This window comes from Pseudomonas sp. BNK-15 (assembly GCF_047456105.1).
In the GTDB taxonomy this organism is placed as follows: domain Bacteria; phylum Pseudomonadota; class Gammaproteobacteria; order Pseudomonadales; family Pseudomonadaceae; genus Aquipseudomonas; species Aquipseudomonas putida_E.
Genome location: NZ_CP179898.1, coordinates 209,886 through 233,920 on the forward strand (window position 1 = coordinate 209,886; position 24,035 = coordinate 233,920).

The following is a 24,035-nucleotide window of genomic DNA, read 5'->3' on the forward strand; positions in this document are numbered from 1 at the left end:
TCCGTTACTGACCCTGACTGACCAGGGCTTCTACAGGTTCAATAGTATCCTGCCGCACGGTCGCACCGAACTGCTTGATCATCTGCTGGATCAACGGATCCTGCTCGATCGACGCCACGGCGTCCTGCTGGCGCTCGGCACGCTTGCGCGAGGCTGCCTGGGCCGGGGTTTCCTGCTCGGGCAGGATAAGCTCGATGCGCAGGTTCAGCGTGCGCCCCAGGTGCTGGTTGAGCGCTTCATTCAGCCGGCGTTGCTGGGTGGCGTTGAACAAGGCGCCCTGACCCGGGTCAAGGTGCAGCAGCCAGTCGTCACCGTCTGCGGCCATCAGCGTACAGTTTGCGGCGATGTTGCCTGTCATCCCGGACACAGGCAACTGTGGGAATAATTCCAGCCATTGCAGGGCCAGGCCGGTGGCGGGCTTGGCGGCCGGCAGCGGCTCGGGCGCAGCGATGGGGGCCTCTTCCTGAACGTGCTCGACCAGCTCGTCCAGATAGCTGAAGCCCACCGGGTCGCTTTCGCCGCCATAGTAGTCCTCATCCATCGGTGGCTCGTCATCACGCTCCATGCCCGCCGAGGCGTAGGCAGACGGATCGAATGGCGGCTCGTCATAGGCCGGCTGGGCATCTTGCGGCTCAGCGACTGAGGGCTGGGGCGCGGCAGCCGGCGCAGGCGCAGGCTCCGGCTCCGGCTCAACGGCAACGGGAGCAGGCTTGGCAGCAGGCTCCTCCCAGGGCAGGTCGATGACTTCCTCTTGCGGTGCCGGCTCGGGCTCGGCCAGCTCGGCCTTGGGCTCAGGTTGTGGTGGCGCAGCCGACATTGCCTCGACGGCAGCCGCAGGCTCGGCTTGCGGGGCCGCAACCACTGCAGCGGGTGCTGCGGCAGCAACGACAGGCGCGTCGGGGACCACCGTGGGCGCTGCCACCGGGGTTGCAGGATCAGCTGTGGCCTGGCTGATCCCCACCGGCTTTAGTACCGGTTTCGGCGCATCGTCGCTATCGGCCGGTCGGAACGCCAGCATCCGCAGCAGGACCATTTCGAAACCGCCCCGCGGGTCGGGTGCCAAGGGCAGGTCGCGTCGGCCAATCAGGCCCATCTGGTAATAGAACTGCACATCTTCGGCAGGCAAGGCCGACGCCAGCGCCAGCACTCGGTCGCGATCACCCTGACCATTGTCCACCGCCTCGGGCAGCGCCTGGGCAATGGCGACCCGGTGCAACACATTGAGCATTTCGGCCAGCACGCCACTCCAGTCCGGCCCCTGCTCGGCGAGGTTGCGCACCGCCTCCAGCAGCGCCCGCGCATCCCCTTCCAGCAGCGCCTGCAGCACACCATAGACCTGGCCGTGATCGAGGCTGCCGAGCATGGCCCGCACATCGGCGGCCAACACCCTGCCCTCACCGAACGCGATCGCCTGGTCGGTGAGGCTCATGGCGTCACGCATCGAACCATCGGCAGCGCGGCCCAGCAGCCACAGGGCATCAGGCTCGAACGGAACGTTCTCGGCCTCCAGGACATGACTCAGGTGTTCGACCACCCGCTCCGGGCTCATGTTCTTCAGCGAGAACTGCAAGCAGCGCGACAGGATGGTGGCCGGCAGCTTTTGCGGGTCGGTGGTGGCGAGGATGAACTTGACGTAGGGCGGCGGCTCTTCCAGCGTCTTGAGCAAGGCGTTGAACGAGTGCGTGGACAGCATGTGCACTTCGTCGATCAGGTAGACCTTGAAGCGCCCGCGGCTGGGGGCGTACTGCACGTTGTCGAGCAGTTCGCGGGTGTCCTCGACCTTGGTGCGGCTGGCGGCGTCGATCTCGATCAGGTCGACGAAACGGCCTTCATCGATCTCCCGGCACACCGAACAGGTGCCACATGGCGTGGAGGTGATGCCGGTTTCGCAGTTCAGGCACTTGGCGATAATACGGGCGATGGTCGTCTTGCCCACGCCCCGGGTACCGGTGAACAGGTAGGCGTGGTGCAGGCGCTGATTGTCCAAGGCATTGATCAAGGCCTTCAGCACATGGGCCTGGCCGACCATTTCGCGGAACGAGCGCGGACGCCATTTACGTGCAAGAACCTGATAACTCATCGAAAAACCATCGTAGCCTGATCGAGCGGAAGATCGCTAATGCTAGCGGAGCGGGGCCGAAATTGCACCCTGCATGGCTCGCCTAAGCTGAGTAACTGGCGCACGATCCTGGGACACCTGTAATCCCGAGCACTTTCTTCAAAGAGCCGAAATAAAACCGGCACTCAAGTACAACCCAATCCCAAATACCAAGTGCGTAACCAAACTCTTCAGACAATTACGCCAAGGCGTCGGCGTCCTGGCGGCAAAGAACCCTGCCCCCATCAATGGCTGCATGAAGCACAGCGGCGCCGCCACCGTCACCACACCCCACGCCAATGCAGGCCACACCGTCGGCGCGCGTAACCAGCCCTCGCCGGCCACCCCTACCAGCACCACCGCAAACAACACACCAATCCCATAATGGATCAACCACCCCCAGATCAGCTCGTTCGCCACCGGTTCGGCCCTGGCAATTGCCTGATGCCGTACTCGCCCCCGCAGCAGATGCCCTACCCAACGCCCCACCATGGCGAAGTTCAGCGTGGCGATACCCAAGCGCCGCAGCAACATCCCCCACAGGTCCATGATCACGGTAGCACCGACCCCGATCAGCAAAGCAGCTTGTAGCATGGCAAGCGTCATTGATTCAGCCCTCTGAAATTGACATTAAGCAACCTGCCACGCAGCATAGAAGTTGAAGTCAACTTCAAGTCAAGGCCCCTCAATGGATATTGCCGATGTCGCCAAACGCACAGGCGTCCCTGCGTCGACACTGCGTTACTACGAAAAGAAAGGCCTGCTCGAGTCACTTGCCGGGCGTGGCCAGCGGCGCCAGTTCGCCGCCGATGTTACGGACAGGCTGGCACTGATCGCCTTGGGACAGGCCGCAGGTTTTTCCCTCGATGAAGTCGGGGCGATGCTGGTGGACCAGCAGGTCGATCGGCAGAGGCTGATGGCCAAGGCGGACGAAATCGATGCACAGGTCAAACGCTTGCAGGCACTTGGCAAGGGGCTGCGGCATGCAGCGCAGTGCTCAGAGGAAAACCACCTGGCCTGTCCGAAATTTCAGCGCTTGATGAAGCTGTCAGCAGCAGGGGCGCTGCGAGGTAAACGGGCCAGAGGAAAGGCCGTATCGTGACAGGCTGAGGTTTTTGAACCCCAGAAATGGAGGCGGCCCCACCAGCCACACCCCGGCACTCGATGTTCCCGCTATGGCTGCTCCCTTCCGGGCCATGCCTAGGTCGCATGCAAGCATGCTGGTAATCAATGCAGACCTTATGGGGCAAGGGTTTCAGGCTGATGAGGCAACCAGAGTTCTACCGGTACGCACACCCAGCATGGGTGCTCAAGACTTGGGGTGTAGCCAGCACTGTCACACTTTGCTGTAACACTTTGGTGTCACACCCATGGCCTACATCATCAAGCGCGGGGCGCTCTACTACCTGAATCTCAAGCTGCCAAAGCACCTATTCCCGAGGTGTAACACTTTGCGTTTGAGTCTGAACATACGGCATCGTCAAAGCGCCATGTTCATTGCCACATCACTGGTGCAGCGGTTGCATCACCACCTTAGCGAGCACCCTCTTGCAGACCTCCAGACGCTTCGTACGCTTTGTTCACAGTGGCGGGACTCTACACCCACGCCCGCTATCCAAACCGCTCCACGGATCGCTAAGGCAGTCTCAGCGAAACGGAATAGCGACAGCCCTACCCTCGCCGCACTCTCCAAGCTTTATATAGAGGAAGGGAAACGGGGAGGCACATGGCGACAGGTCAGCACCGAGGAAGTCGAGCGAGCCTTATCAGACCTTTTCGAGTTGGTGGGTGACATGCCCGCCAAAGCCTTCGATGCGCACCAAGCACGCCTGCTAAAGGAACGGCTCAGCCTATGCCCGCAATATTTCGGCTTACGCCCCGAGTTCAAGGGGAAGACTCTGAGGCAGGTGGTCGACTCAGGCAGCACCTACAAGACCATTACTGCTGTCACAGTGAACAACCGGCTACGCAAACTCACCGCCTTCCTCAACTGGTGCAAGGCGAACGGGTACGTGGCAGAAAACCCGCTTGCGGGCATGAAGGTCATGACAGGATCAGCGAAGGAAGCTCGTTTGTCCTTTGAACGACACGACCTAGCTGCGCTACTGAACCATGAGGCATTGCGAAAAGAGTCCCGGAAGCATCCATGGCGCTACTGGCTGCCACTCCTTGGACGGTTCACTGGTGCACGACTTGAAGAACTGTGCCAATTGCGTGTGGATGATTTCATTGAGCAACAAGGTGTCCCGTGCTTTCGTATTGATGACAGCCATGAAGGCCAGAACCTCAAGAGTGCGAGCAGCCGCCGTGTTCTTCCCCTCCATCCGTCACTCGTTGAACAGGGTATGTTGCAGTACGCAGAATCAGTCAAAAGCACTGGGGCTGATCGACTTTTCCCCGAGCTTGAAGCAGTACGAGGCAAGCGTGGCCACGCCGCCTCAAAATGGTTTGGACGCTACAAGGCGAAGCATGGCATCACCGACCCACGCAAAACCTTCCACAGCTTCCGCCATACTTTCATTGATGATTTGCGTGATGCTGGCGTTCAAGATTCATTGATCAAGCGGATGGTGGGTCATGAAGATAGCTCCGTGACCTTTGGCATCTACGGCAGCAGGACGCCAATCAAGGCGATGGTCGAGGCCATGAAGCACATCAAATAACTTCGAATAACCCAGCAAAAACCTTGGTTAAACCCTGACACCTAATTGACGTTCACCTACAGTCTTTCATCCTAACCCCAGTATTTACGGGGCTAAAGGAGCGTTTGAACTAAGCAAGGCGCGTTTCCCGCACAGAAAAACAGTTTTTCAGGCGTGGTCGTTACAAAAGTCAATACCTAAGGATTGCTTTTTTTCGGCAATCCTGTAGACTTGGCACCCTACCCAGTAGGTAGACAACAGCCGAGAAGCCTCCATCGCGACCACCAAATTGGTGCCTTGCAAGGGGGCTTTTTAACGTCTGCGATTTACCAAACCAAACCGGCACAACCTGAGAGGAATGCCTATGCACTTAACTTGAAACGGAGACCAATCCCATGATGTACCCACTCGCCTCGAATTCGCCCAGCACCGCTACCACTGTAGTCCCTACAGAAAAACGAAAACGCGGTCGCCCTCGCTCAGTTACGGCTAACCCACTCTTCGGCATTCTTGAGCAATTGCTTGGCGCCGAACCTGTCCGCCCTGCATGGCTGGATGATTTGTTGTTCGGCAGCATCCTTACCGCCGTCGGTCAATCCAGAAACGTTTCAAATGTGTCGATGCGTGATGTTCTGGCTGCCCTCTATCTGCCGACCTTCGAGACAGAGGTATTGATTAACTGTGGACTCCAGAAGCGTCAAGCTGAGCGAGTCATTCAAGCGAGTCGCTTTGCTGCGGACGGTATCACCGCTTATCTTGAGCGTAACCACCCAGAAGAACTCAACCGCCTGCGGGATAACGCAGACGTTGAAAAACGTCTTTCCTATCACACGGTTCGCCTTGAAACGTATCGTCCCGTCAAGCCAGTTCCAGAGACGATTCTTCAGCTGCATCGCAACGGTGACTACCTCGCATATGGATACGCCCTTCGTGAATTTCGCCTTGCGAATTAACGTCGGAAATATAGAGAGAGAAGCGAGCGACCTGTAAGGGATAAACATAGAAAAGTGAATTAACGTCGGAAATAAAAGAGCGAAGCGAAATTTAAACCGTCAGGTTTGGATCGTACACACGACAGAGCTAGGGAGTTGTATAACAACAACTCCCAACATAAATAACTTAACATTGTAAGCTGACGCTTACGGTACAGGTACAGCCTAACTTAGATATTACTCAAACCTACCGATTTACAAGGGGCAACAATTAACAATTGCCCCAAGATCCAAAGCTACGCTTTTCTCTGGTTGTGCACAGGGACAGCGTCAGCTGTTAGGTGTTGTGCACCGATGCGAAGCATTACGAATATTTTAATTTAAATGTTTTTTGGTTTTGTGGGGTTGTTGTTGTTATACAACCCCTTGTAAGCCGTTAGTCGGTACGACTAGTAGTAAGTCTGCTACCAGTATGCACGAGCCATTGCTGCGCAATAGTAGTGGATGCTCTAGCAGATGTTGTACCACACCCTTCGGGCGTTCAATGGGGTTGTCTATTAACAACAACCCCCAACAAAAAGAAAGCTTACCATTCACAGCTACCGCTGTAATATCTTTTGCACGATCAATGCGTAGGCATTGGGGCATTCAATCTTAGAGTTTTCATTATTGGGGTCTGTGGGCAAGCGTAGCTTGAGGTTTGCCCACTCAACACCATAAACATATACAATATTAAATAACATATGCATCAGCCTATCAACCGAGGCGTCTACCTTGACCTACGGTCATCTACAGTGCAACCAGCTGAAAGATTGCCGCTTTTTGTGGAGGGCATCGAGCACAGCTCTGTAGGTGTAAAGGCTATTTGAGCAGGAAGAACAGACCTACAGTCACAGCGATCACAGTGAAAACGAAAATCTGGTCGTTTCTACGTTTGCTGGCTGCTTCGTCAGCCGCTACCCGTTGATAGGTTTCAACATCGCTCAGACCCTGCACCTTGTAGTCGAGCACATGGCTCATCTGTTTCTGTATCCGTGCATTATGCTTGCTGTTACTACCTGCAACCAACAACCAGACGATTATCCACAGCCCGAAAGTGGGTATGCAGAGCAGCAGGTGTAGCACATGGTTGGTCGTTTTCTTTTGACTGGCCAACACAAAAAGCTTCTCGTTCATAAAATCTCCGTCAGCGAAAGACCGCAAAGGCGGTCAATGGAGAGAATTTATCTGAAATTCAGATATCCGAAAAGCAGATATAGGTTGGGCAGCTACCCTCAAGTAGCTAGCGACTATGCCCAAGACGATCTATCGACCAGAGCACACGGCCCTTCTACAGCTTTTGAAGACCTACCGAAAAGCGGCAGGACTCACACAAGTCGAATGCTCGAAGGCGCTAGACCGCCCTCAGTCATTCATGAGTGACGTAGAGAACGGGACACGTAGGCTGGACATTGTGCAGCTCCGAGACTTATGCAAAGTGCTGGGAATCAGCCTCCCAGAGCTGGTAGAAGAGCTTGAGAACGCTATCACGACAAGCCAGTAAGCCCGAATTAAACCCACACAGGACAATTCATCATGGATGACCGCAGCTCAATCACCGCTGACACGCTGGAGCTACTGCACCTCAACCAGATCGCCATACGTGCAGCTTTCGAAGAGATGAGTCTTTGGATCAGTCAACGCGGGTCAACCAACGTGCACGACAACATGCTGAGCATCCTGCACACCCTCGACACCAATGCCGAAGCTATCGCCTCAGGGATCGAATCGCTCCGATCTTGACCACGCAGTGTCGCGTGGCCCGTAACTGGAAGCGAAGAATGGTCTTTCAATGGCAAGATGCTACCATGCTTGAATGATTTGAGATTTGACGGGGAACGAAAGATATGAATCGCAAGGAAACCAGCGAGTCACTGGTAAAGGTCACCGCAGCAGAGGCCAGAGCTAGTTTCGACCTTGTCGGGAAAAGAGACGACGGTGTAAGTCCCGCACTCATGGCGGTTACGACAGCCGTTGGGGTTGGCCTTCATGCGATGACTACCAATGGACCATCTATAGGCGGGGCTATCGGTACTGCTGTAAGTGGATTAGTGGCTTATGGGATTGTGGAGGCTATTGACGCCAACCTCGCAGGAGCGATGCTCATCGGTCCACTTGTCGGGACTGCTGGAGTACTTGTAGCCACTGAGATTGATCAACGCCTTTCACCTACATCAACATCAGATTCTGAGCTGGCTTTGCTCTTTAAACTGTGATCCGTTCAGGGTGGCAAACGAGCTGGAAACCGTGAGCATTTGAGTATAGGTCAACGAGCACAGCCAGACGGCAACATTAGGGTGTACCGAATAAACCACTAGACAACCCTAACGAGCACACCTATAGTCGGTACACCCAAAACGGCACAAGGTATTAGCCATCATGTTCATCCGTGCTTACCTCCGAGCTTCGACCGACTCCCAAGACGCCAGCCGTGCCAAAGGCGCTCTCGTTCAATTCGCTGCGGACAACGGTCACAAGATCGCCGCCTTCTACACAGAGAACGAATCAGGGACCAAGCTCCATCGCCCAGAACTGTTTCGTTTGCTGGACGACAGTCATGATGGTGATGTGCTGCTGATTGAGCAGGTAGACAGGCTGTCCCGACTCTCTCCTGATGACTGGGCAAGCCTGAAAGCCATCATCGCAGCGAAGAAGGTCACAGTGGTGTCGCTCGACTTAGCTACCAGTCATGCCGCATTGAAACCTGCCCAAAATCAAGACGACTTCACCAAAGGCATGATCAACGCTGTGAACGGAATGTTGCTCGATATGCTCGCTGTGGTTGCACGCAAGGACTATGAAGATCGCCGCCGCCGTCAGGCTGAGGGTATCGAGAATGCCAAGGCCAGAGATGTTTACAAGGGCAGACAGGTCGATCAGGCACTTCATAACCGCATCAAAGAATGCCTCGATGCAGGCAAGAGCATCCGCAAGACCGCCGAGATCGTCGGATGTGCAGTGTCTACCGTGCAACGAGTGAAGACAGCGTAACACAACTCAGGCGACAGCCACGCCCTTGCCACTCAAATCAAGGGCTAACGCCTCGCCACCTTAACTTATTTCTGAATCAAGAACGACTCCTATTACCTGCCTCGCACTTGGCTTAGCACTTCAGGCAAGAATCTGAAATTACTTTCACCAACAGAGGACCCAAACGCATGTCGTAGTGCGTCAACTATTTCGCAGCGGGGTAATTCGTCCGTCAGCTAAAGAAGCACTTCTTAGCCTCTTCAACTGTAAACCATCGCTTACTAGTAACCATAGCCCTATGAAGTAAACGATGACAGCTAGCACAGAGCAGCGCCACATCCTTGACTTTAGTTTTAATCTCACCAGTCACACTGAGAGGCACAACATGATGACACTCAAACATTGATTCCCTAATTTTAAGATCGACGTTAGAACCATCAGTTTTACAGAGGTCGCATGATAGCTCCCCGACCTTTAGGCGACTGGCGATCAATTCTTTTCGTAGCTTTGCACTACGCTCACGCCGAATATGCACCATGGTGGCAGCCTTACCTTCTGCAAACACCTCTTCATCATCAAAGTTAGGGAGAAGGTCGACAACCTCTAAGCTATGGCGGATGACACCAGCCAATTCACTTGTGAGCTGAGGGTCTAGACCAAATTCGGACCACACCTCCCGATCAGTCTTTGAAGTATTGTTAAGGCCAACCCCAATATGAACTGCACGAAGATTTTGCAGTTTAAACGCCACCCCATCCGGATTTCTGAAGGACGGCTGGCGAGCGGCTTGTGCATGATGAGGGAATGATCTTAACTCCTCTGATAATTTACGAACTCTATCGTCAGCCGGCCCCGGAATCTGACCATGACAACTCTGGTAAAGCTCCAAGGCGAGAATGACCTCATCCCGAGTCCATCTTGGATTGCCGTGCCCTTTAGTAACTGCCAATTTTCACTCCAAGACAGCGATCACAACAAAATCATTATTATCACTACAAATCAATTCTATGTAGATCGCAGTATCTATCTAACGCACGCCATCGATAAAACAACTACCTAAAGCCCTCTTCAAACTAACGAATCAACGACAGAGCCATACACCTACAAAACCGGCATCACTGAATAGCTTTCCAACGAATTGCCGTCATTACAGTATGATAAACATTATAAATAAATGACTTCAACTGCATAAGCAGAAAGAAAAAACCCGTATAGAGCATTACATATGCAGTGCCTACCAACCACTCCGAAATCTTCCATGATATCGGGGATAGCTGAACAACCTTATGAACCAGCCCTCCTTTAACAGCGAAGACTATCACCAGCAAGCAAAAAACAGTATAGCTCAAATAATATATAAAAACCCGCATAAAAATAAAGAAATTATTCTTCAAGTACGAAAGCTGTGATTTTTCATGACGATGCCTAGACATAGCCACTAACATATCCGGCTGGCTGATGGTAGCAAAAATCGTAAAGCCCGCGAGAATAAACCCCAAAACAGAGACAACAAGCCCAATAGACATCGTACTAAACTCACGAACTATCTTAAGCTTATCGTCAAGAGAAATTTCCAACATGCAGTACTGAAGGGACACCAAGACAAAAACGATGAGCGTCGCCCAAAAATTAAAAGAGCTTACAGGAATCCGTCTAGCCTTGACATAAATCGCCCATAAGCTTTTTTCATCCATTAGTGCCTTAGGAGACAAATCATCGTTCACTTGACTCACCTACGATATGGATTAAGTTTAGCAAGCGCCGCCTGAGTTGGAGCAGCGACCTGAATCATTCCATCCCCGACCAACTGAATAAACTTTTGGAACAGTGTAGGTGCAGCTTGAGAAGGCGCTGTAGATGTTAGTTCAACAAAGCTCTTAAGCTGGAAATTTTCATTATCTCCCCGCAACTCAGTCCCAGAGCTATCCTTACCGACTAGCGTAACCTTCTGATTCCCCTGAACAGTTGCAGCCTGAACCTCTTCAATTACGCTCTCTTTATCCAACCCCTCAGAGTTTGAGTGCTTGATAGTAGTAGTTTTACTACCGACCTCATCCTTCTGACGCTGAACAGCCTCAAAGAATCCTTCGTTATCATGCTCATCATTTCGGTCAGAAAATTTGTATGTAACCGAACTAAGAACTTCATACTGACGCACGAACGAATCAATACTTTGAGCCGATGTTAAAGGTATCAACTCTAGAGTAGGCGAGACATTGTCAAGCATCAACTGTTTCTTTGTCACCTTCTCTTTGCGTTCTTTAGCATCATCATACACAGAATCTATGTAAAGCTTATATTTGACCTTAAGGAAATTTTCGAGCGTCGACTTGAAATTGTCAAGATTTGGAGCACCCTTAGTTTCTTTAAGGAATATCAACCTATGAATATCAAGCACTAAAACAAAAATACATGACGGCGATGACTGCATTTCATCATGATCGGCTACCAGCCCGCTAGAAGTATAAACTTGCTCTCGTTCAAAGATCATATCTTTGATGAATCGACCAACGAGCAAAACACGTCCATCGACCGTGACCAACTCGACATTTTCAAAGAAATACTTCGTTTCCGAATACACCCTTCGAAGGGCAGGATCAGAGAACGCCGGGTACACAATTTCTTCAAAATAGTCAAGGAGATTTCTCGCCCCGAATTTACAAACGAGATTTGCCATCTCGACGGGGTATTGGCGCTTAGACATTAGGTCCCTCTAACTGAGCTCGGAGTTCTGATAGCTATTTGATAGCTAACTTTAGCGACACCAACCAGCTTTGTCACTGCAGTCGGCAGCCAGAGCATGAAGGAAAAACTCAGCAGAATTAGTCCGTAGCAAAGATTTCAGCCGCATGCACGCGACGACTCGCTCTTTACGACTGTAAATCGAGGAGTGGCTGAACTGTTGGATACACGATAGGATTTCCAGCACAGTGCACCACTCAGGTGTACCTAAACGCTGTCACACTTCGAGATTTTTGAGAAAGAAATCCTTGAGAATTCAAGGACTTGCGTAATGGAGGCGGCCCCACCAGCCACACCCCGGCACTCGATGTTCCCGCTATGGCTGCTCCCTTCCGGGCCTGACCAGGTTAACGGGTAATCAATGCGGGGGGACCGATGGGGCCACCACTACGCGGCTCGCCAAGCAGCGAGCCGCGCCATTGTACCGGTCTGGGGCGAAGTTACAACCTTTAACCGGAGAAAAAGTCATCATTTCTCAATGACTTGTCCAGACCGATGAGGCCAGTACAATCAGATGGCAATGCCCTGCTCGTCCAGGAACACGACGAACGCATCCTCATCCAGCACCTTGACCCCCAGCTCACTGGCCTTGGCCAACTTGGAACCGGCGCCAGGGCCAGCGACCACGCAGTGTGTCTTGCCCGACACCGAACCGGCCACCTTGGCCCCCAGGCTTTCCAGCTTCTCTTTGGCGATGTCGCGGCTCATGCGCTCCAACGTGCCGGTCAGCACCCAGGTCTGACCAGCCAGGGGCAAGCCCTCGGCGACCTTCTTTTCGCTGTTCCAGTGCATGCCGAACGCCAGCAACTGGGCTTCGATGTCTCTGGCCAGCTTCTGGTTGGCCTCGTCCTTGAAAAATTCGCGCACGGCTTCGGCCTGTTTCGCTGCCAGCGCCTGACGCAGGTCGATGCCGTCGGCCGCGATGATCTTGTCCAGGCTGTCCAGCTTGGCGACCAGCTTTTCAGCGCCCGTGGGCCCGACCGAAGCGATGTCGAGCTTGGCGATCATCCCGGCCAGGGTGGTGCTGGCAGCGAACTCGGCCGCCAGCTCGCCTTCGTCCTGCAACTGCATGCCGCAAGCGAGCAACTGTTCGATGACCTTGCAGTTGTGTTCGTCTTCAAAGAAGTTGTGGATCTCGTAGGCCACTTCCAGACCAATGTCCGGCAGGTATGTCAGCACCTGCGGCAACGCCTGCTGCACCCGTGCCAGGCTGCCCAGCGAGCGGGCCAGTACCTTGGCGGTCTCCTCCCCCACATCCGGGATGCCCAGGGCATAGATGAAGCGCGCCAGGCTCGGGCGTTTGCTGGCCTCGATGGCATCCAGCAGTTTCTTGCTGGAGACTTCGGCAAATCCCTCCAGCCCGACGATCTGGTCGAATTGCAGCTTGTAGAGGTCCGCCGGCGAACCGATCAGGCCTTCGTCCACCAACTGCTCGACGCTCTTCTCGCCTAGGCCGTCGATATCCATGGCTCGCCGCGAAACATAGTGAATGATCGCCTGTTTGAGCTGGGCACCACAGGCCAGGCGGCCGACACAACGGTACACCGCGCCTTCGCTGGTGGTTTCCTTGCCCTTGCTACGCTTGACCAGCTGAGTACGCTCAACCTGGGAGCCACACACCGGGCACGCGCTTGGCACCTGCACCGGGCGGGCGTCTTCAGGACGGCGTTCAAGCACCACCTGCATGACTTGCGGGATCACGTCACCGGCACGGCGGATAATTACCGTATCGCCGATGCGCAGGCCCAGCCGGGCAATCTCGTCCATGTTGTGCAGGGTGGCGTTGGACACGGTCACGCCAGCCACCTTGACCGGCTTGAGGCGTGCAACCGGCGTGACCGCACCGGTACGCCCGACCTGGAATTCCACATCCAGCACCTCAGTGAGCTCTTCCATGGCCGGGAACTTATGGGCGATGGCCCAACGCGGCTCGCGGGCGCGAAAGCCCAGCTCGCGCTGGGAGGCCAGGCTGTTGACCTTGAACACCACCCCATCGATTTCGTACGGCAGGCTGTTGCGCCGCTCGCCGATATCGCGGTAGTAAGCCAGACACTCCTCGATACCAGCCGCATGCCTGAGCTCGCGACTGATCGGCAAGCCCCATGCCTTGAGCTGCTCGAGGATACCGATGTGGCTCTCGCCAATGCTTGCCGAGACCTGGCCAACGCCATAGCAGCAGAATTCCAGCGGGCGGTTGGCGGTGATCTTCGAGTCCAACTGGCGCAGGCTGCCGGCAGCTGCGTTGCGCGGGTTGGCGAAGGTCTTGCCCCCGGCTTCGGCCTGTGCGGCATTGAGGCGATCGAACCCCGCCTTGCTCATGAACACTTCACCACGCACTTCGAGCACAGCCGGCCAACCTTTGCCCTGCAGCTTGAGCGGGATGTTGCGCACGGTACGCACGTTGGCGCTGATGTCTTCGCCGGTGGTGCCGTCACCCCGGGTCGCGCCCTGGACCAGTTGGCCATCGCGATAGAGCAGGCTCACCGCCAGGCCATCGAGCTTGGGCTCGCAGCTGTAGTCGACCGCGCCCGGCTGGTCGAGGCCTTCCACCACACGGCGGCCGAACTCACGCAGGTCGGCTTCCTCGAAGGCGTTGCCCAGGCTGAGCATGGGCACTTCGTGGCGCACCTGGCTGAACGCGGCCAGGGCAGCGCCGCCGACGCGTTGAGTGGGCGAGTCGGGAGTGATCAGGTGAGGATGTTCGGCTTCGAGGGCCTTGAGCTCGTTGAACAGGCGGTCGTACTCGGCGTCCGGCACGCTGGGCTCGTCGAGTACGTAGTAGCGGTAGTTGTGCTGGTCGAGTTCGGCGCGCAGTGCGTGGATTCGGGATTCGGCGTTCATTCTTCAGGTTCTCTTGCAAAGCAAAAGAGCAGCCCTAGGCTCAATGCCAGTCAGTTAAACGATTTGGGGCCGCTTTGCGGCCCATCGCCGGCAAGCCAGCTCCCACAGGCACAGCGCAGACCTCAAGAACTGCATGGTATCTGTGGGAGCCGGCTTGCCGGCGATGGGCTGCGAAGCAGCCCTGGTAACGCTAACTGACTGGCATTAGCCCCAGGCTGCTCTTGCGCTTGAAACGAAGCGAGCAAGACCAGGGCATGGTCCGCTCGCTCAATGACATCAGCGTTTCTGGGTCAGCGCGCGGCGCTCGAACTCGACGATGCGCTGGCGGTAATGCTCGATGGTCTGGGCGGTGAGCACGCTGCGCTGGTCATCCTTGAGCTCGCCATTGAGCTCGTGGGCCAGCTTGCGCGCCGCAGCGACCATCACATCGAAGGCCTGTTTCGGATGACGCGGCCCTGGCAACCCGAGGAAGAAACTCACCGCACGGGTGCTGAAGTGGTCGATGTCGTCCAGGTCGAAAATGCCGGGTTTGACCGCGTTGGCCATGGAGAACAGGACTTCGCCGTGACCGGCCATGCTTTCGTGACGGTGGAAAATGTCCATTTCACCGAAGCGCAAACCGCTTTCAAGAATATTCTGCAGCAGCGCCGGGCCCTTGAAGCCACCTTCGTCGCGGGAGATCACGCTGATCACCAGCACCTCTTCGACCGGCGGCAGCTCCTTGGCAGCACCGCCCGCATCAGCAAAACCACTGTTGCGGTTGTTGTCGCCAGCAAAATCGTCATCGGCATCGGCGAACAGGTCGGGCTCGCGCTGCTCGGCCACCAGGTCCAGGTCGCCCTGCGGCTGCAGTTCAGCGGCACGTTTACCACGCTTGCTGGCCTTGGCCGGTTTCTGCTCGCGCTCACGCGCCGGCGCGCTGAGCGACGGCAGGTCGCTTTCGTCCAGCTCCGGTTCCTTCTGGGTATCGAGCACCCGCGACGGGCCCAGCACCTCAGCGCTGCCTTCCTCGTCCGGGAGGTTGGAATAACTGCGATCCAGACGGAATTTCAACTTGCCTTTTCCACCGCGCATGCGGCGCCAGCCGTCGAAAAGAATACCGGCGATGACAATGATGCCGATGAGGATCAGCCACTCGCGCAGACCGATTTCCATGTAATCCCGTGCCTCTATAAAAATATGCTTGAAAACAAAGGCTTCAAAGCCCTTTAACACGTGGCGCCAACTCTATGTTCTGACAGGCGTTTTACCCACGCAAAAAACGAGTGACATTAAGCTAGCACGACCAAAGACAACTTTACACCGTCTGTCGCACATGGCGGGGGCATTTACCTGCACAATCCGCCTTCTCTTCGCTCATCAGGCGTCGACCATGGCCAATGCCTCCTCCACATCCACTGCAACAAGACGTGAACACCCAGGCTCATGCATGGTTACCCCCATCAATTGATCCGCCATCTCCATGGCAATCTTGTTATGGGTGATGTAGATGAACTGCACGCTTTCACTCATTTCCTTGACCAACCGGGCATACCGGCCGACGTTGGCATCGTCCAGCGGCGCATCGACCTCGTCGAGCATGCAGAACGGTGCGGGGTTCAACTTGAAGATGGCAAACACCAGCGCCAATGCGGTCAGTGCCTTCTCGCCGCCGGACAGCAAATGGATGGTGCTGTTCTTCTTGCCCGGTGGGCGCGCCATGATCGTCACCCCTGTATCGAGTAGATCTTCGCCCGTCAGTTCCAGATAAGCGCTGCCACCACCGAAAACTTTTGGGAAAAGTGCCTGTAATCCGGCATTTATCTGATCAAAGGTATCCTTGAAGCGGTTGCGGGTTTCCTTGTCGATCTTGCGGATGACGTTTTCCAGCGTGTCCAGCGCCTCGACCAGATCGGCGTCCTGGGCATCAAGGTAGCGCTTGCGCTCGGACTGCTGTTCGTACTCCTCGATCGCGGCCAGGTTGATCGCGCCCAGACGCTGAATACGGGCGTCGATCTGTTCCAGCTCCTGTTCGGTACCCTGTTCGCTGGCCTCGGCCTCGACGGTGGCAAGCACACCCTGCAAATCGTAGCCGTCAGCCAGCAATTGCTCCTGCAAGGTCTTGCGCCGCACATCCAGCCCCTGGCACTCCAGGCGCATCTGCTCGAGCTGGCCACGCAGCAACTGCGCCTGCTGCTCGGCCTGGGTGCGGCGCTTTTCGGCGTCGCGCAGGGCACGATCGGCTTCGTCCATGTGCAAGCGCGCCTGGCGCATTTCTTCGTCGACGCTCATGCGCCGCTCAAGCAGCTCTTCCAGCTTCAGGCGCAGCTCTTCCAGCGGTGCCTCGCCCTCCTCCAGGTTCAGGCTCAGCTGCTCCTGCCGTTCGCTCAGGCGTGCCGCCTGCAGCTCCAGACGTTCCAGGGCCTGGCGGGTCGAGTCGTGCTGGGCGCGCAGTGATCCCAGGCGCACAGCCAACTGGTGAGCGTGATCCTTGTGCTGGCGAGCTTCCTGGCGGATCCGGTCAAGGCCTTCGCGCAGGGTATCGCGGCGGGCCATCAACTGTTCGCGTTGCTCGGTGTCCTGGGCCATCAGGTCCAGGGCCTCTTGCAGCACCAGGCGGGCTTCGCCCAGTTGCTCATGCTCCAGAGCGCGCTGCTCCTGAAGTTCGCTCAATTCTTCCTGCAGCCGGCGCCGACGCAGCTCCACCTGTTCGGCACGGGCCCGGCCTGCCGAAAGGCTGGCCTTGAGCTCGCCATGCTGGCGGCTCTCTTCCTGGGTGCTACGGCGTAGCTGCTCGCGCTGCTCTTCCAGGCCCAGTTGCTGCTCACGCAAGGCTTGCAGCTGTTGCTCCATCTGCTCCAGCGTAGCTTCCAGCTCCAGCTGCTCCTGGCCGAGGCGCTCGATTTCCTGCCCCCGTGCCAGCACTCCACCTTGAGAGTCGCCCCCCCGGCTGACGCGTAGAAAATGCCGACCAACCCAGTAACCATCGCGGCTGACCAGGCTCTGGCCTTCGCCAAGCCCGGCGCGTTCAGCGAGGGCTTGAGCCAGGTCTTCAACTGGCCGGACCTGGGCCAGCCAAGGGGCCAGGTCGGTGTGCCCCTCGACTTTGTCGAGCAAGCTGCCGGGCCGGCGTGCACCTTCCTGCCCCGCCACCAACAGACGCAGCTCGCCTTGCTCCAGCTCGGCAAAATCCAGGCCGGTGAAGTCCTCCACCAGCACGGCCTGCAGGTCAGCGCCCAACACGGTTTCCACCGCCAGCTCCCAACCCGGTTCCACACGCAGCCCTTGCGCCAGGCGCGGCCGCTGCTCCAGACCTTGCCCGCGCAGCCACTCGGCAGCACCGGCCCCGGGCTCGAGCGCGGCCTGTTGCAGTGCCTCCAGGGATGCCAGACGGCCCCCCAGGCGCTGCAAGTCGCCTTGCTGTTGCTGCTGAGCCTGGGTCGCCTGCTGCAATTGCGCGCGTACGCCCTCCAGGCGCTCGACCACCTGCTCTTCGGACAGCTGCAGCTCTTCAAGCAATATCTCGCTGGCAGCCAGCTGCTCGGCCAGCTCAAGCATGGCGCTGTCCTGCGGGTCAGCGCCCAACTGGTCGCGCTCCTCGCCCAACTTGCGCTGGCGCTCGGCCATGCGCTCCAGGCTGGCTTCAAGCTGCTGCAGACGCGACTGCTGCACTTCGGCCTGGCGCCGGGGCTCGGCGGAGCGGGTGTTGAAGCTGTCCCACTGCTCCTGCCAGCCATGCATGCCCAACTCGGCCTCTTCGAGGACAGCGGCAGCCTCTTCGGCTGCGGCCAAGGTCATTTCCTGCTCCGGTTCGAGCATCGCCAGCTCTTCACCGAGAGTCGCCAGCAGGGTGCGGTCATGCCCAAGGTGTGACTCGGTTTCCTGGCGCGTGCGCTCGGCTTCCTTCAGGTCATCCTGCAATTGGCGCAGGCGCTGCTGACCGTGCTGAATGCTCTGCTCGACCCGGGCAATGTCACCGGCCACCGAATAGAAGCGCCCCTGCACCTGGTTGAAGCGCTCGGACAGTTCGTGATGGCCGTCACGCAGGCGCTCGATACTCGCATCGGCATTGCGCTGTTCGGCAACCAGCGCCTCATGGGCCACGTCCTGATCGCCAATCACCGACGCGCGCTGGCGTACGCGTTCATCCAGGTCACGCCAGCGCAGCGCCGCCAAACGTGCTTTGAGCTGCCGTTCCTGGGCCTTGTACTCACGGTATTTCTCAGCGGCCTGCGCCTGGCGGTGCAGGCGTTCGAGCTGGCGCTCGAGCTCATCGCGCAGGTCGGTCAGGCGCGCCAGGTTCTCCTGGGTGCGTCGGATGCGGCTTTCGGTCTCGCGGCGGCGCTCCTTGTACTTGGAGATGCCCGCCGCCTCTTCGATGAAGTTGCGCAGCTCCTCGGGCTTGGCCTCGATCAGCTTGGAGATCATGCCCTGTTCGATGATCGAGTAGCTGCGCGGGCCCAGGCCGGTGCCGAGGAAGATGTCGGTGATGTCGCGGCGGCGGCATTTGGTGCCGTTCAGGTAATAGGTGTTCTGCCCGTCACGGGTGACCTTGCGGCGGATGGAGATTTCCGCATAGGCGGCATATTCGCCCAGCAGCGTGGTCTCGCTGTTGTCGAAGATCAGCTCGATGCTGGCCTGGCTGACCGGTTTGCGGCTGGTGGAGCCGTTGAAGATGACATCGGTCATCGACTCGCCACGCAGGTTCTTCGCCGAGCTTTCGCCCATCACCCAGCGCACCGCATCGATGATGTTGGACTTGCCGCAGCCATTGGGCCCGACCACGGCCGCCATGTTGCTGGGGAAGTTGACGGTGGTCGGGTCGACGAACGACTTGAACCCGGCCAGGCGAATGCACTTCAGGCGCATCGGTCAGCCTCGGGCCAGCGCCGCCAGCACCAGCTCGCAACTGCGCTGGCAATAGGCGGTGAGTACCTCGCGGATGCGCGGCAGATCACGGGCGACCACGGCGTCGAGCAGGTGGGCGAACAGGTCAAGGTAATCGAGCATGTTGGCCTGGCGCTGGTCGAGGGCCAGATAATAGGCCCGGCTCATGGCCGGCTGCAGGTTTTCGACGGTTTCCTGCAGGTAAGGATTGTCGGCAAACGGATAGGCGGCGCGCATCACGGCAAAACTGTCGGCGACGAAGGCCTTGATGTCACCTTGTTCACGGGCCTGCTGCAGGCGTTGCTGGATGTCCAGGAACGGGCGCAGGTCTGCGTCGGTGCGCCATTTCTGCGCAACGGCGTTACCCAGCAGAATGTAGAACTCGCCCATGAGGGCGCACAGGCTGCGCACGCTGCGCTCGTCGAGCCTGGTCACATGGGCGCCGCGGCGCGGCAGGATCGCAACCAGATGACGACGTTCGAGGATCAACAACGCTTCACGCACCGAGCCGCGGCTGACATTCAACGCTTGGGTGACCTTCTGCTCCTGGATGCGCTCACCCGGCTCGAGCTCGCCGCGGATGATGCGTTCGGCCAGGTAGTCGGCAATCTGCTCGGAGAGGCTGTCCGGCGCCTTGAACGTCATGGTTTTCCTTCAAAATCATTGAACTGGGCACAAGCGGACGATTGTAGCGCACTTGGCCAGCAGTCGCGCAGAGGGGCGACAGCCTTTATTTGAGCCGCCAGACAACGGTCAAGGCGGCCCGATCTATGCTTTGTATATGGGCAGGCTGGGCGGCCAGACTACCGTGCGGAGAATTTCTTGACCTTCAAGTCAGAAAATTATTGACCATCGTGTCAGCTCTGCTTATTGTCCGCTCAACAACAATAAAACCATTGCGAGGCCATCCCCGTGATCCAGTTTCTCGTCAACCAGGAGCTGCGCAGCGAGCACGCCCTGGACCCGAACATGACGGTGCTGCAGTACCTGCGTGAGCACCTGGGCAAACCCGGCACCAAAGAAGGCTGCGCCAGTGGCGACTGCGGCGCATGCACCGTGGTGGTCGGCGAGCTGACCCAGGATGATCAAGGCCAGGACACTCTGCGCTACCGCAGCCTCAACTCCTGCCTGACCTTCGTTTCGTCGCTGCACGGCAAGCAACTGATCAGCGTCGAGGGCCTCAAGCACCAAGGTGAACTGCATAGCGTGCAACAAGCCATGGCCGACTGCCACGGTTCACAATGCGGCTTCTGTACCCCAGGCTTCGTCATGTCGTTGTTCGCCCTGCAGAAAAACAGCCAGGGCCACGACCTGCATCAGGCCCAGGAGGCGCTGGCGGGCAACCTGTGCCGCTGCACCGGCTACCGGCCGATTCTCGATGCTGCCGAACAGAGCTGCCGCCAACCCTGCCGCGATCAGTTCGACGCGCAAAAAGCGCAGACCATCAGCCGCCTGAAAGCCATCACACCAACCCAGACCGGCGAGCTCAACAGCGGCGACAAGCGCTGCCTGGTGCCGCTGACCGTGGCCGACCTCGCCGACCTGTACAGCTCGCACCCCGAAGCGCGCTTGCTGGCAGGCGGCACCGACCTGGCGCTGGAAGTCACCCAGTTCCACAAGACCTTGCCGGTGATGATCTATGTCGGCCACGTGGCCGAACTCAAACGCATCGACAAGACCGCCAGCCACCTGGAAATCGGCGCCGCCACGCCGCTCACCGATTGCTACGGCGCGCTCAATGAGGAATACCCCGATTTCGGCGACCTGCTGCACCGCTTCGCTTCGCTGCAGATCCGCAACCAGGGCACCCTGGGCGGCAACATCGGCAACGCCTCGCCGATCGGCGACTCACCGCCCTTGCTGATCGCCCTCGATGCACAGATCGTGCTGCGCCAGGGCGACCGCCAGCGCACGATGCCGCTGGAGGACTACTTCATCGACTACCGCATCACTGCCCGCCAGGACAGCGAATTCATCGAGAAGATCATCGTACCGCGAGCCAGCAATGACTGGGCCTTCCGCGCCTATAAAGTCTCCAAGCGTCTGGATGACGATATCTCGGCCGTGTGCGGCGCCTTCAACCTGAGCATCGAAGACGGCGTGGTCAGCGGGGTGCGCATTGCCTTCGGTGGCATGGCCGCTATCCCCAAACGTGCCCGCGCCTGTGAAGCAGCCCTGCGCGGCAAGCCCTGGAACCAGGCGAGCCTGGAGCGCGCCTGCCAGGCCCTGGCCGAGGACTTCACCCCGCTCAGCGACTTCCGCGCCAGCAAGGAATACCGCCTGCTGGCCGCGCAGAACCTGCTGCGCAAGTACTTCATCGAACAGCAAACGCCGCACATCGAAACCCGGGTGACCGACTATGTCTAACCATCACGCCGTCAAGAGCCAGGCCGAGATGGCCGAACTGTTCAGCCAGGACCTGACCAACGGGGTTGGCCGCAGCGTCAAGCACGACAGCGCCGACAAGCACGTGGCAGGTGAAGCGGTGTACATCGACGACCGCCTGGAATTCCCCAACCAGTTGCACGTCTATGCGCGCACCGCCGACCGTGCCCACGCACGCATCCTGCGCATCGATACCACACCTTGCTATGCCTTCGAAGGGGTGCGCATCGCCATCACCCACGAGGACATTCCTGGCCTGAAGGACATCGGCCCGGTGGTGGCCGGTGACCCGTTGCTGGCCATCGACAAGGTCGAGTTCTTCGGCCAGCCGGTGCTCGCCGTGGCCGCGCGCGACCTGGACACCGCGCGCCGTGCAGCAATGGCGGCGATCATCGAATACGAAGACCTGGAGCCGGTACTGGACGTGGTCGAGGCATTGCGCAAGAAGCACTTCGTACTCGACAGCCACACCCACCAGCGCGGTGATTCGGCCACCGCCCTGGCCAGCGCCCCGCACCGCCTGCAGGGCACCCTGCATATCGGCGGCCAGGAGCATTTCTACCTGGAGACGCAGATTTCCTCGGTAATGCCCACCGAAGACGGCGGCATGATCGTCTTCTGCTCCACGCAAAACCCTACCGAAGTGCAGAAGCTGGTCGCTGAAGTGCTCGACGTGCCGATGAACAAGGTGGTGCTCGACATGCGCCGCATGGGCGGCGGCTTCGGCGGCAAGGAAACCCAGGCCGCCAGCCCGGCCTGCCTGTGCGCGGTGATCGCACGCCTGACCGGCCAACCGACCAAGATGCGCCTGCCGCGCGTCGAAGACATGATGATGACCGGCAAGCGCCACCCCTTCTATGTCGAGTACGACGTCGGCTTCGATGACGACGGGCGCCTGCGAGGCATCAACATGGACCTGGCCGGCAACTGCGGCTACTCGCCCGACCTTTCCGGCTCGATCGTCGACCGTGCCATGTTCCACTCCGACAACGCCTACTACCTGGGCGATGCCACCGTGCACGGCCACCGCTGCAAGACCAACACCGCCTCCAACACCGCCTACCGCGGCTTCGGCGGCCCACAAGGCATGGTTGCCATCGAGCAGGTGATGGACCACATTGCGCGTCACCTGGGCCGTGACCCGCTGGCAGTGCGCAAGGCCAACTACTACGGCAAGACCGAGCGCAACGTCACCCACTATTACCAGACCGTCGAGCACAACATGCTCGAGGAGATGACGGCCGAACTGGAAGCCAGCAGCGACTACGCAGAACGCCGCGAATCGATCCGCCGCTTCAACGCCAACAGCCCAGTCCTCAAGAAAGGCCTGGCGCTGACCCCGGTCAAGTTCGGCATCTCGTTCACCGCCACCTTCCTCAACCAGGCCGGCGCGCTGATCCATATCTACACCGATGGCAGCATCCACCTGAACCACGGCGGCACCGAGATGGGCCAGGGCCTGAACACCAAGGTGGCCCAGGTCGTTGCACAGATTTTCCAGGTTGATTTCAGCCGCATCCAGATCACCGCCACCAATACCGACAAGGTGCCCAACACCTCGCCAACGGCGGCATCCAGCGGCGCCGACCTGAACGGCAAAGCGGCGCAGAATGCCGCCGAGATTCTCAAAAAGCGCCTGACCGAGTTCGCCGCGCGGCATTATCAGGTTACCGAGGAGGACGTCGAGTTCCGCAACGGCCATGTGCGCGTGCGCGACCAGATCGTCAGCTTCGAACAACTGGTGCAGCAGGCATACTTCGCCCAGGTGTCGCTGTCGAGTACCGGCTTCTACCGCACGCCGAAGATCTTCTACGACCGCAGCCAGGCACGCGGCCGGCCGTTCTACTACTTCGCCTTCGGCGCCGCCTGCGTCGAAGTGGTCGTCGATACCCTGACCGGCGAGTACAAGATGTTGCGCGCCGACATCCTGCACGACGTCGGCGATTCGCTGAACCCGGCCATCGACATTGGCCAGGTGGAAGGCGGTTTCATCCAGGGCATGGGTTGGCTGACCACCGAAGAGCTGGTGTGGAATGCCAAGGGCAAGCTGATGACCAATGGCCCGGCCAGCTACAAGATCCCGGCCGTGGCCGACATGCCGCTGGATCTGCGGGTGAAACTGGTGGAAAACCGCAAGAACCCGGAAGACACCGTGTTCCACTCCAAGGCGGTTGGCGAGCCACCGTTCATGCTCGGCATCGCCGCCTGGTGCGCGATCAAGGATGCCGTGGCCAGCATTGCCGATTACCGGCTGCAACCGAACATCGACGCACCGGCGACACCGGAGCGGGTGCTGTGGGGGTGCGAGCAGATGCGCAAGCAAGTAACTGCCGCGCAGCCTGCCTTGCAGGAACTGGAAACCTCCACTCACTGACGCCGCAGACCTGTGTAGGAGCGGCCTTGTGTCGCGAAAGGGCTGCGCAGCGGCCCCAAGATCTGTGCAGCAATGGAGATTCTTGGGGCCGCTGCGCGACCCTTTCGCGACACAAGGCCGCTCCTACCACAGGACCGAGTCGCCCA

19 protein-coding genes and 1 other RNA gene are annotated in these 24,035 nt (G+C 58.1%); 9 read left to right on the top strand and 11 right to left on the bottom strand.

Annotated features, from left to right (window positions below; genetic code table 11):
- Window positions 1–4: 4 nt before the first annotated feature.
- Both dnaX and ACMGF5_RS00795 read right to left on the bottom strand, forming a co-directional pair.
- Window positions 5–2,080: a DNA polymerase III subunit gamma/tau gene (gene dnaX / locus ACMGF5_RS00790; protein ID WP_414157505.1), complete on the bottom strand. Its 2,076-nt coding sequence runs from the start codon at window positions 2,078–2,080 to the stop codon at window positions 5–7.
- 138 nt (window positions 2,081–2,218) lie between these two features.
- Window positions 2,219–2,704, bottom strand: coding sequence for a DUF2938 domain-containing protein (locus ACMGF5_RS00795; RefSeq protein WP_046785300.1), 486 nt, complete (start codon window positions 2,702–2,704; stop codon window positions 2,219–2,221).
- Window positions 2,705–2,786: 82 nt separating this feature from the next.
- On the opposite strand from ACMGF5_RS00795, the gene ACMGF5_RS00800 reads away from it, so the two are divergent.
- From ACMGF5_RS00800 to ACMGF5_RS00810, 3 genes are all read left to right on the top strand, one after another.
- Window positions 2,787–3,200, top strand: coding sequence for a helix-turn-helix domain-containing protein (locus tag ACMGF5_RS00800; protein WP_119687518.1), 414 nt, complete (start codon window positions 2,787–2,789; stop codon window positions 3,198–3,200).
- Between the two features lie 268 nt (window positions 3,201–3,468).
- The gene (locus tag ACMGF5_RS00805) at window positions 3,469–4,761 is read left to right on the top strand and encodes a site-specific integrase (protein WP_414157506.1); all 1,293 of its coding nucleotides are present in this window, start codon (window positions 3,469–3,471) and stop codon (window positions 4,759–4,761) included.
- A gap of 374 nt (window positions 4,762–5,135) precedes the next feature.
- A complete protein-coding gene (locus tag ACMGF5_RS00810) occupies window positions 5,136–5,693 on the top strand; it encodes a hypothetical protein (protein WP_414157507.1) in 558 nt (185 codons plus the stop codon).
- Between the two features lie 840 nt (window positions 5,694–6,533).
- On the opposite strand, the gene ACMGF5_RS00815 is transcribed toward ACMGF5_RS00810, so the two are convergent.
- Entirely contained in the window at window positions 6,534–6,848 is a 315-nt protein-coding gene (locus tag ACMGF5_RS00815; protein ID WP_119688560.1) for a hypothetical protein, read from the bottom strand.
- Window positions 6,849–6,963: 115 nt separating this feature from the next.
- Between ACMGF5_RS00815 and ACMGF5_RS00820 the strand changes: the two genes are divergently transcribed.
- From ACMGF5_RS00820 to ACMGF5_RS00835, 4 genes are all read left to right on the top strand, one after another.
- Window positions 6,964–7,215, top strand: a complete 252-nt coding sequence (locus ACMGF5_RS00820; RefSeq protein ID WP_414157508.1) for a helix-turn-helix domain-containing protein — start codon at window positions 6,964–6,966, stop codon at window positions 7,213–7,215.
- Between the two features lie 32 nt (window positions 7,216–7,247).
- On the top strand, window positions 7,248–7,454 hold the full coding sequence (locus ACMGF5_RS00825; protein WP_414157509.1) for a hypothetical protein: 207 nt from the start codon (window positions 7,248–7,250) through the stop codon (window positions 7,452–7,454).
- 104 nt (window positions 7,455–7,558) lie between these two features.
- The gene (locus ACMGF5_RS00830; RefSeq protein ID WP_414157510.1) at window positions 7,559–7,927 is read left to right on the top strand and encodes a hypothetical protein; all 369 of its coding nucleotides are present in this window, start codon (window positions 7,559–7,561) and stop codon (window positions 7,925–7,927) included.
- Between the two features lie 163 nt (window positions 7,928–8,090).
- Window positions 8,091–8,702 carry a recombinase family protein gene (locus tag ACMGF5_RS00835; protein ID WP_392525464.1) on the top strand — a complete coding sequence of 204 codons (612 nt, stop codon included), beginning with the start codon at window positions 8,091–8,093 and terminating at the stop codon, window positions 8,700–8,702.
- Window positions 8,703–8,913: 211 nt separating this feature from the next.
- Here ACMGF5_RS00835 and ACMGF5_RS00840 read toward each other — a convergent pair whose 3' ends face one another.
- From ACMGF5_RS00840 to ACMGF5_RS00875, 8 genes are all read right to left on the bottom strand, one after another.
- Entirely contained in the window at window positions 8,914–9,630 is a 717-nt protein-coding gene (locus tag ACMGF5_RS00840; protein WP_414157511.1) for an HNH endonuclease, read from the bottom strand.
- 166 nt (window positions 9,631–9,796) lie between these two features.
- On the bottom strand, window positions 9,797–10,405 hold the full coding sequence (locus ACMGF5_RS00845; RefSeq protein ID WP_146050513.1) for a hypothetical protein: 609 nt from the start codon (window positions 10,403–10,405) through the stop codon (window positions 9,797–9,799).
- A gap of 5 nt (window positions 10,406–10,410) precedes the next feature.
- Window positions 10,411–11,385, bottom strand: a complete 975-nt coding sequence (locus ACMGF5_RS00850; protein WP_414157512.1) for a hypothetical protein — start codon at window positions 11,383–11,385, stop codon at window positions 10,411–10,413.
- Between the two features lie 319 nt (window positions 11,386–11,704).
- Window positions 11,705–11,801, bottom strand: an RNA gene (ffs, locus tag ACMGF5_RS00855) — signal recognition particle sRNA small type.
- A gap of 132 nt (window positions 11,802–11,933) precedes the next feature.
- Complete coding sequence (ligA, locus tag ACMGF5_RS00860; RefSeq protein ID WP_414157513.1) at window positions 11,934–14,264, bottom strand: NAD-dependent DNA ligase LigA; 2,331 nt, start codon at window positions 14,262–14,264, stop codon at window positions 11,934–11,936.
- Window positions 14,265–14,540: 276 nt separating this feature from the next.
- Window positions 14,541–15,419, bottom strand: a complete 879-nt coding sequence (gene zipA / locus ACMGF5_RS00865; RefSeq protein ID WP_414157514.1) for a cell division protein ZipA — start codon at window positions 15,417–15,419, stop codon at window positions 14,541–14,543.
- Window positions 15,420–15,623: 204 nt separating this feature from the next.
- Window positions 15,624–19,112, bottom strand: a complete 3,489-nt coding sequence (gene smc / locus ACMGF5_RS00870; protein WP_414157515.1) for a chromosome segregation protein SMC — start codon at window positions 19,110–19,112, stop codon at window positions 15,624–15,626.
- A gap of 3 nt (window positions 19,113–19,115) precedes the next feature.
- The gene (locus ACMGF5_RS00875) at window positions 19,116–19,775 is read right to left on the bottom strand and encodes a GntR family transcriptional regulator (RefSeq protein ID WP_012315435.1); all 660 of its coding nucleotides are present in this window, start codon (window positions 19,773–19,775) and stop codon (window positions 19,116–19,118) included.
- A gap of 267 nt (window positions 19,776–20,042) precedes the next feature.
- Here ACMGF5_RS00875 and xdhA point away from each other — a divergent pair, with 267 nt between their 5' ends.
- Both xdhA and xdhB read left to right on the top strand, forming a co-directional pair.
- Window positions 20,043–21,497, top strand: a complete 1,455-nt coding sequence (gene xdhA / locus ACMGF5_RS00880; RefSeq protein ID WP_414156485.1) for a xanthine dehydrogenase small subunit — start codon at window positions 20,043–20,045, stop codon at window positions 21,495–21,497.
- Entirely contained in the window at window positions 21,490–23,889 is a 2,400-nt protein-coding gene (gene xdhB, locus ACMGF5_RS00885) for a xanthine dehydrogenase molybdopterin binding subunit (RefSeq protein ID WP_115274212.1), read from the top strand. The genes xdhA and xdhB overlap by 8 nt, the downstream gene beginning before the upstream one ends.
- The last annotated feature ends 146 nt before the right edge of the window (window positions 23,890–24,035 follow it).